This window comes from Saccharopolyspora sp. NPDC003752 (assembly GCF_053605825.1).
In genome coordinates, this window is sequence record NZ_JBSGJZ010000079.1 from 1 (window position 1) to 8,438 (window position 8,438).

The 8,438-nt window shown below is 72.0% G+C and carries 7 protein-coding genes and 1 pseudogene; 6 read left to right on the forward strand and 2 right to left on the reverse strand.

Annotation, left to right across the window (positions count from 1 at the left end; genetic code table 11):
• Positions 1-272 precede the first annotated feature (272 nt).
• The 5 genes from ACWEV3_RS43135 to ACWEV3_RS43155 all read left to right on the forward strand — a co-directional run bounded on the left by ACWEV3_RS43135 (position 273) and on the right by ACWEV3_RS43155 (position 5,485).
• Entirely contained in the window at positions 273-1,790 is a 1,518-nt protein-coding gene (locus ACWEV3_RS43135; RefSeq protein WP_452619461.1) for an NAD(P)H-hydrate dehydratase, read from the forward strand.
• Between the two features lie 335 nt (positions 1,791-2,125).
• Positions 2,126-3,319, forward strand: coding sequence for an alanine racemase (gene alr / locus ACWEV3_RS43140; RefSeq protein ID WP_452619462.1), 1,194 nt, complete (start codon positions 2,126-2,128; stop codon positions 3,317-3,319).
• On the forward strand, positions 3,316-4,410 hold the full coding sequence (locus tag ACWEV3_RS43145; protein ID WP_452619463.1) for an alpha/beta fold hydrolase: 1,095 nt from the start codon (positions 3,316-3,318) through the stop codon (positions 4,408-4,410). Before alr ends, ACWEV3_RS43145 begins: the two co-directional genes overlap by 4 nt.
• Complete coding sequence (gene tsaE / locus ACWEV3_RS43150) at positions 4,407-4,886, forward strand: tRNA (adenosine(37)-N6)-threonylcarbamoyltransferase complex ATPase subunit type 1 TsaE (RefSeq protein WP_452619464.1); 480 nt, start codon at positions 4,407-4,409, stop codon at positions 4,884-4,886. The genes ACWEV3_RS43145 and tsaE overlap by 4 nt, the downstream gene beginning before the upstream one ends.
• Positions 4,883-5,485, forward strand: a complete 603-nt coding sequence (locus ACWEV3_RS43155; RefSeq protein ID WP_452619465.1) for a DedA family protein — start codon at positions 4,883-4,885, stop codon at positions 5,483-5,485. The genes tsaE and ACWEV3_RS43155 overlap by 4 nt, the downstream gene beginning before the upstream one ends.
• Before the next feature lie 185 nt (positions 5,486-5,670).
• On the opposite strand, the gene ACWEV3_RS43160 is transcribed toward ACWEV3_RS43155, so the two are convergent.
• Positions 5,671-6,450 carry an IclR family transcriptional regulator gene (locus ACWEV3_RS43160; protein ID WP_452619466.1) on the reverse strand — a complete coding sequence of 260 codons (780 nt, stop codon included), beginning with the start codon at positions 6,448-6,450 and terminating at the stop codon, positions 5,671-5,673.
• Positions 6,451-6,690: 240 nt separating this feature from the next.
• Between ACWEV3_RS43160 and aceB the strand changes: the two genes are divergently transcribed.
• Entirely contained in the window at positions 6,691-8,280 is a 1,590-nt protein-coding gene (gene aceB / locus ACWEV3_RS43165) for a malate synthase A (protein WP_452619467.1), read from the forward strand.
• Positions 8,281-8,345: 65 nt separating this feature from the next.
• Here the strand turns inward: aceB and ACWEV3_RS43170 are convergent.
• A pseudogene (locus ACWEV3_RS43170) lies at positions 8,346-8,438 on the reverse strand (hypothetical protein); the annotation flags it as partial.

Below are 8,438 nucleotides of genomic sequence, written 5' to 3' on the forward strand. Positions count from 1 at the left end.
GTCCCCCCCAACCCCCCTGGGGGCTGGGTTTTGGTGCGCCTATTCCCCCCCAACCCCCCGCCAGCCGCGTGCCCGAGGTGCCGTTTCGTGCGACCTTCTGGCCGGTTGGAGGCCCTTCGCCGGTACCTGAAAGCGTGATTGCCGGGCTCGTGATCGTGTCGGGCCGGAAGCGCTCGCGGGACCTGGTTGGCGAAATGCCCGGATGGGGTGGCGTGGATCGCCGGGGAGAGCGGGCAGACTGTGCGGCGATCGCCGACTGCGAGGAGGACGCGATGCACGGAGTGTGGACGCCCGACCAGATCCGCGCCGCCGAGCAGCGGCTTTTCACCAGGACACCGGAGCCCGCGGTGATGCGCCGCGCCGCGTACGCCGTCTCGGTCCACACCGCGCGGGTCCTCACCGAGTTCACCGGCGGCGTCGCCGGTCGTCACGTCACGCTGCTCGTCGGCGCGGGCAACAACGGCGGTGACGCGCTGTGGGCCGGGGCGTTCCTCCGGCGTCGCGGGGTCGGTGTCACGGCGGTGCTGCTCGCTCCGGAGCGGGCGCACGCCGCGGGCCTCGCCGCGCTGCGGCGGGCCGGCGGCCGCGCGGTCCCGGCGGAAGGTGCGAGTCCGGACACCGCCGGGATCGGGGCGGAGTCCGCGGATGCGGTGGAGCGCGCGGACGTGGTGATCGACGGGATCGTCGGCCTGTCCGCGCGCGGTCCGCTGCGGCCGGTGGCGGCGGAGCTGGTGCGCCGGGTCGACGTGCCGATCGTCGCGGTCGACCTGCCCAGCGGCGTCGATCCGGTCACCGGCGCGGTCGATGGCCCGGCGGTGCTCGCCGACGTCACGGTGACCTTCGGCGGGCGCAAGCCCTGCCACGTGCTGGGCGCCGGCGCGGTGCACTCCGGGGACGTCGAGGTGATCGACATCGGACTGGCCGACGACCTGCCCGATCCCGAGCTCTACCTGCTGCAGGACGCCGAGATCGGCGCGGGCTGGCCGGTTCCGGGCCCGGCCGACGACAAGTACAGCCAGGGCGTGGTCGGGGTCGCCGCCGGGTCGGCGACCTACCCCGGCGCGGCCGTGCTGGCCAGCGGGGCGGCGGTGCAGGCGACCGCGGGCATGGTGCGCTACGCCGGCCCTGCCGCGGACGTGGTGCGCACGCACTGGCCGGAGGTGGTGGCGACCGGTTCCGTCAGCGACGCCGGGCGCGTGCAGGCGTGGGCGGTGGGACCGGGCATCGGCACCGGGGCCAGCGGCCGCGACGTGTTGCGGCACGTCCTGGATTCCGGGCGACCGGTGTGCGCGGACGCCGACTCGATCACGCTGTTCGCCAACGACAGCACGCTGTGGGACGCGCGCGACCCGGATGCGCCGCTGGTGCTGACGCCGCATGCGGGCGAGTTCGCGCGGCTGGCGGGCGGGGAACCGGGCGAGGACCGGGTCGCCGCGGCGCGGGAGGTCGCCGCGCGCTTCGACGCGGTGGTGCTGCTCAAGGGCAACACCACCATCGTCGCCGCGCCGGACGGGCGGGTGCTCGTCAACGACTCGCGGCACGCCTGGCCGGCGACGGCGGGCTCCGGCGACGTGCTCACCGGGTTGATCGGCGCGCTCCTGGCCAGCGGCGTGGAGCCGTGGCTGGCCTGCGGCTACGCGGCGCACGTCCACGCCCTCGCGGCCGACCTCGCCGCGCACGGCGCCCCGGCCCGGAACCTCGGGGAGGTCGGCGCCCCGATCGGGGCCTCGGCGCTGCTCGCGGCGGTCCCCACGGCGATCCGAAAGGTCCGCGAAGCGGCGCTGTCCTGAGCCGTGACCAGCGCATCCGCGGGTCAGGGCCCTCGTGAGAAGTGCTCACGAGCCATGCGGGCGGAAGCATCGTGCCGATGCGTGGAGATGCGCCCCTCCTAGCGCCCGTCCCGAGCCGCGAGTCCGACTTTGCCTGAAACCTGTCCGATTTCGGGCAAAATCGGGCACTCCAAGAACCGCCTTCCGTATCGTGGAAGTATGGGTGGGGAGGTTTCGTCGGATGTCCATGTTCGGCCCGGTGGGTTCTGCGTCGGTGCGATGCGGCCGGCCGGGAGGGCCGGAGGCTCCGGTACCTCGGTAGGGGCATCGGGGTGGTGTGCGACCATGTGCCTGCCATGAGTGACCAGCCCGCGTACCGCGCCGACCTGCGCATCGACGTCGACGCGATCCGCCACAACGTGAGGGTGCTCTCGGCGCGTGCCCGCGATTCGGGTGCCCGCACGATGGCCATCGTGAAGTCCGACGGCTACGGTCACGGCGCCCTGACGGTCGCCGCCGCCGCCCTCGAATCGGGCGCGGACCGGATCGGCGTCGCCTCCATCGGAGAAGCCCTGAAGCTGCGCGCCGGCGGCATCACCGCCCCGGTGCTGTGCTGGCTCTACGTCGAGGACGACGACTTCGGCCCGGCCGTAGCCGCGGACATCGAGCTCTCCGCTTCCTCGCAGGAAAGCCTGCGCCGGATCGCCGCCGCGGCCGAGCAGCAGGGCCGCGTCGCCCGCGTGCACCTCAAGATCGACACCGGGCTGTGCCGCAACGGCTGCCCGGCCGAGCTGTGGCCCGCGCTGGTGGAGGACGCGGCGAAGGCCGAGGCGGACGGGCACGTCGAGGTCGCGGCGGTGTGGTCGCACCTGGCGTGCGCCGACGAGCTCGACCACCCCTCGATCGACCGCCAGGCCGAGCGCTTCGGCCTGGCCTACGAGCAGGCGCGGTCGGCGGGGCTGAACCCGATCCGGCACCTGGCGAACTCGGCGGCCGTGCTGACCCGCCCCGACCTGCACTTCGAGCTGGTCCGGCCGGGCATCGCGGTCTACGGCCTGGATCCCGTTCCGCAGCACGGGGATCACGATCTGCGCCCGGCCATGACCTTCCGCTCCTCGGTGGTGTCGACCAAGCGCATCGCGGCGGGCGAGAGCGTCTCCTACGGGCAGCAGTGGACGGCCGAGCGGCCGACGAACATCGCGCTGGTGCCGGTCGGCTACGCCGACGGCGTGCCGCGCACCCTGTCGGGCCGGATGTCGGTGTGGCTGGCCGGGAAGCGGCGGCCGGTGGTCGGCCGGGTGTGCATGGACCAGCTGGTGGTGGACCTCGGCGACGACCAGGTCGCGGACGGTGCCGAGGTGCTGCTGTTCGGGCCCGGCGACCGGGGCGAGCCGACGGCCGCCGAGTGGGCCGACACGATCGGCACGATCCACTACGAGATCGTCACCGGCATGTACCGGCCGCGGGTCACGCGCACCGTCGTCGACGCGCTCGTGGGCGTTGATTCCGGTTCTCACCGGAACGACCGCTCACAGCAGGGGTTGCCGTGAAGCCGGTCTGGCAGGCGCTGGCCTGGACGAGCGGGGTGCTCGGCGCCGCGATCACCGGCGCCGCGGTCGGCGTCGCCGCGCGCAGCTCGCGGATCGCCGCGCAGCGCAAGGCCGACGACCCCCACGCCGACGAGCCGCTCGGCAGGCTCCGCCCGGACCGGCAGTCCACTGTGGCCGCCGACGACGGGGTTCCGCTGTCGGTGCAGGAGATCGCGCCCGCCGACGGCGGCGAGGCGGAGCTGACCGTGGTGCTCGTGCACGGCTTCGCGCTCGACTCCCGCTGCTGGCACTTCCAGCGCCGCGACCTGCCCGAGCTCGCCGAGCCGCGGGTCCGGCTGGTGCTGTTCGACCACCGCAGCCACGGCCGTTCCGGCCACTCCGCCAAGCGCAACAGCACGATCGACCAGCTCGGCAGGGATCTGGACGCGGTGCTGCGCTCGGCGGCGAGCCGGGGTCCGATCGTGCTCGTCGGGCACTCCATGGGCGGCATGTCGATCATGGCGCTCGCCGAGCAGCGTCCCGAGCTGTTCCGCGACCGGGTCCGCGCGGTCGCCCTGATCGGCACCTCCGCCGGCGCGGTCGGCGCGTCCGGGCTGCCCCGGACGTGGCTGCACCGCGCCAACCCGGTGCCGCGCGGGCTCGCGCTGCTCGCGGACCTCCAGCCGGACCTGGTGGAGCGCACCCGGCGGCTCGGCGACAAGCTGACCTGGACGCTGGTGCGCAACCTGTCCTTCGGGGATCGCGACATCTCGCCGAAGATCGTGGACCTGATGGCCGAGATGATCGGCGCGACCACCGTCGAGGTGGTGACCGACTTCCTGGAGACGATCAGCCTGCACGACCGCAAGAAGGCGCTGGCGGCGCTGCGGACCTGCGAGGTGCTGGTGCTCACCGGCGACGCCGACCGGGTCACGCCGTTCTCGCCGCACGCCGAGGTGCTCGCCGCGGAACTGCCGGGCGCGACGCTGGTGCGCGTCGAGGGCGCCGGGCACCCGGTGATGCTGGAGCGACCGGAGCTGGTCACCGAGGAGTTGATCGCGCTGATCCGGCGGGCCGTTGGAGGAGGAAGCGGAGAGGTGACCGGGAGTTGAGCCCTGCACTGCAGACCGTCGAGCTGCCGGCGGAGTCCGACACGTTGGAGTTCGGCCGCCGGCTGGGAGCCGTGCTGCGCGCCGGCGACCTCGTGCTGCTGGACGGGCCGCTGGGCGCCGGGAAGACCGTGCTGGCGCGGGGGATCGCCGCGGGCATGGGCGTCACCGGCTCGGTGACCTCGCCGACGTTCGTGATCGCGCGGGTGCACCGGCCGGAGTCCGGCGACGGCCCGGCGCTGGTGCACGTCGACGCCTACCGGCTGGGCGGGTTGGACGAGATCGACGACCTCGACCTGGACACGGATCTGACGGATGCCGCGGTGGTCGTCGAGTGGGGCGAGGGGCTCGCGGAGCGGCTCGCCGACGCGTACCTGCTGCTGCGGATCCGTCGCCGGGACGACGACGTCCGCGAGATCACCCTCGAGCCGCACGGCGAATCCTGGGAACCGCGGCTGGGCGAGCTCGCCGCTCGATGACGGACTTCTTGGCCGGGATCCCCGGCCCGCTCGCGCTCGTCGTCGTCGCGGTGCTGCTGTTCGCCGAATCCGGCCTGCTGATCGGGGTTTTCCTGCCGGGGTCGGGCACCGTGCTGGCGCTCGGCTGGCTCGCCGGGCAGGGCGTCGTGGCGGTGTGGCTGGCCGCGGTCTGCGCCTTCGGCGCGACGGCTTTGGGCTGCCAGCACGGGTACTTCCGCGGCCGCCGGGACGGTTTGCTGCGGCGGCAGCTGGTCAAGCGCTTCGGCGAGCAGCGGTTCGCGCGCGCGGAGTCCGCTTTGGACGGACGCGCGGAGGTGACGGTGGCGGCGTCGCAGTGCTTCGCCGTGGTGCGCACGCTGGTGCCCCGGCTGGCGGGGCACGCCAAGGTCACCCACCTGCGGTTCACGGCCTGCAACGTGCCGGTGGCGGCGGCTTGGGCGACGACGCTGGTGCTGCTCGGCGCCTGGTCGGGCGAGGCCTACGAGCAGGTGCAGGCGACGGTGGGCCTCCTGGGCCTACCGCTGCTCGGCATCGCCGCGGTGCTCGTGCTGGCGGTGTGGTGGCTCCGCCGCCGCAAGCAGCTCCGCCAGGTCCGGTGAGCGCCTCGGGGCACCGCAGTTTCAATTGAAACTGTCACCCCCCCGGGCAAAGCAGGGGTTTACTTCGTCTGAACTTCCAGAGTTCAGTTCACCCGGGGTCGGAGACCAGTTTCAATTGAAACTGTCAACCCGCCTGGGCACGCCAGGGGTTGAGGTTGTTCGATTTCCATTGAAATTGCGGCGGATCAGGCCGTGTTGCTGACGCTCAGTTCGGCCGACAGGTCGTTGGCCAGGCGTTTCATCAGCGGGATGACCTCGTCCGTCGAGATCCGCGTCATCCGGCCCTCCGGACCGGAGATCGAGATCGCCGCGCCCGCCGGCGCTCCCGGCACGGCGACGGCGTAGCAGCGCACGCCGACCTCCTGCTCGCCGTCGTCCAGCGCATAGCCCTGCTGGCGGATGCGGCTCAGCTCCTCCTGCATCGCCTCGACCGTGATGATGGTGCGCTCGGTCTGCGGGTGCATCGTCGTGCGGGAGAGCAGCTGCGTCACCGTCTCCGGCGGCATGGTGGCCATGACGGCCTTGCCGACGGCCGTGGCGTGCGCGTCGACCCGGCGGCCGACCTCGGTGAACATCCGCATGGAGTGCTGCGAGGGGACCTGCGCGACGTAGACGATCTGCTCGCCGTCGAGCACCGCCATGTTGGACGTCTCGCCGGTGGCGTCGGTGAGCTCGGCGAGGTACGGGCGGGCCCAGGAGCCGAGCGCGCGGCTGGCGGTCTCGCCGAGCCGGATCAGCCGGGGCCCGAGCGCGTAGCGGCGCGAGGGCTGCTGGCGGGCGTAACCGTTGCTCACCAGCGTGCGGATGATGCGGTGGATCGTCGGGAGCGGCAGGCCGGACTTCTCGGCGAGCTCGGACAGGGCGACCTCACCGCCGGCGTCGGCCATCAGTTCCAGGAGCTCGAAGGTGCGTTCGACCGACTGCACCCCTCCGCCCTGAGTCGCCCGCTGCGGGCCAGTGGTCATCGCAGAACTCCCTTTCCACTGTGCTGGCTGAGCAGAGTCTAGTCCGTGGCGGGTGCGCCAGCTCATGTTGCTTCGAACGCTATATGGAAACTAACATCCACGATGCAGAAAACATAACGGGCGTACCGCTAGCGGAACGGCCGCCGCGCGCCTCGTCGGGTGCGCGACAGTCCGCCACGCGGCAAGGTGAGCCAACAAGCCACCGTCTTGAACCCGGCAGCAGAAAGAGGTGGACTTCCCATGTCCGAAACCCCAGCAGGAGTGCAGGTGCTCGGCGGTGCCGTCGAGCGCGGGGACGAGATCCTCACCAAGGAAGCGCTCGAGTTCGTCGCCGGCCTGCAGCGCGCCTTCGGCGCCCGCCGCGACGAGTTGCTCGCCCGCCGCAAGGAGCGCCGCGCCGAGGCCGCCGCCAAGGGGCGGCTGGACTTCCTGGCGGAGACCCGGCACATCCGCGAAGGCGACTGGCAGGTGGCCGCGCCGCCGGCCGACATCGCCGACCGTCGCGTCGAGATCACCGGCCCGACCGACCGCAAGATGGCCATCAACGCGCTGAACTCCGGCGCGCGCGTCTGGCTCGCCGACCTCGAAGACGCCAACACCCCGCACTGGCGCAACGTGGTCTCCGGCCAGGTCAACCTCTACGACCTGGTGCGCAAGCAGATCGAGCTGACCACGCCCGAGGGCAAGCACTACAAGCTGCGCGACGACGTCAAGCACGCCGTTCCGCTGGTGCGCCCCCGCGGCTGGCACTTCGACGAGAAGCACATCCTGGTCGACGGCAAGCCGGTGGTCGCCGCGTTCGTCGACTTCGGCCTGCACTTCTTCCACAACGCCAAGGAACTGATCAGCCGCGGCAGCGGACCGTACTTCTACCTGCCGAAGATGGAGAGCCACCTAGAGGCTCGGCTGTGGAACGACGTGTTCACGCACGCCCAGCAGGAGCTCGGCGTCGCGCACGGCTCGGTGCGTGCCACGGTGCTGATCGAGACCTACCCGGCCGCGTTCGAGATGGAGGAGATCCTCTACGAGCTGCGCGACCACTCCGCCGGCCTCAACGCGGGCCGCTGGGACTACCTGTTCAGCGTGATCAAGACCTTCCGGGACTCGGACAAGTACATCCTCCCGGACCGCAACTCGGTGACCATGACCGCGCCGTTCATGCGCGCCTACACCGAACTGCTGGTGCGCACCTGCCACAAGCGCGGCGCGTTCGCGATCGGCGGCATGGCCGCGTTCATCCCGACCAAGGACGAGTCCAACGCGGCCGCGATGGACAAGGTGCACGCCGACAAGAAGCGCGAGGCCGGCGACGGCTTCGACGGCTCCTGGGTCGCCCACCCCGGCCTGGTGCCGATCTGCTTCGAGGAGTTCGACGCGGTGCTGGGCGACAAGCCCAACCAGATCGACCGCACCCGCGACGAGGTCTCGGTGACCGCCGACCAGCTGCTGTCGGTGGCCGACACCCCCGGTGAGAAGACCATCGAGGGCCTGCGCGCCGCGGTCGACGTCGGCGTCCGCTACATCGTGTCGTGGCTGGGCGGCAACGGCGCGGCGGCGATCCACAACCTGATGGAGGACGCCGCGACCGCCGAGATCTCGCGTTCGCAGATCTGGCAGTGGCTGCACAACAGCGTGGTGCTGGCCGGTGGCGAGCAGGTCACCGCGGACCTGGTCCGCGAGGTGCTGGCCGACGCCGAGAAGCAGCTGCGGTCCGAAGACGGCTTCCCGGTCGACAACCTGGGCCGGGCGGTCGAGCTGTTCGAGCAGGTGGCGGTGGCCGACGAGTTCGTCGACTTCCTGACGCTGCCCGCCTACGAAGAGATCGACTGAGTACGGAAAGGCCGCGGTGAGCCTGGGGTCGTGAGTGCTTTTGGTCGCTGCAGCGACCAAAAGCACTCGAACACGCCCTTGGTGCCCTGCAGTTGGTTGAGCCGGCTGTAGGGTCGGCCGTTGGACACGTCGTGCACGAGGTGGATGACGCGGCCCGC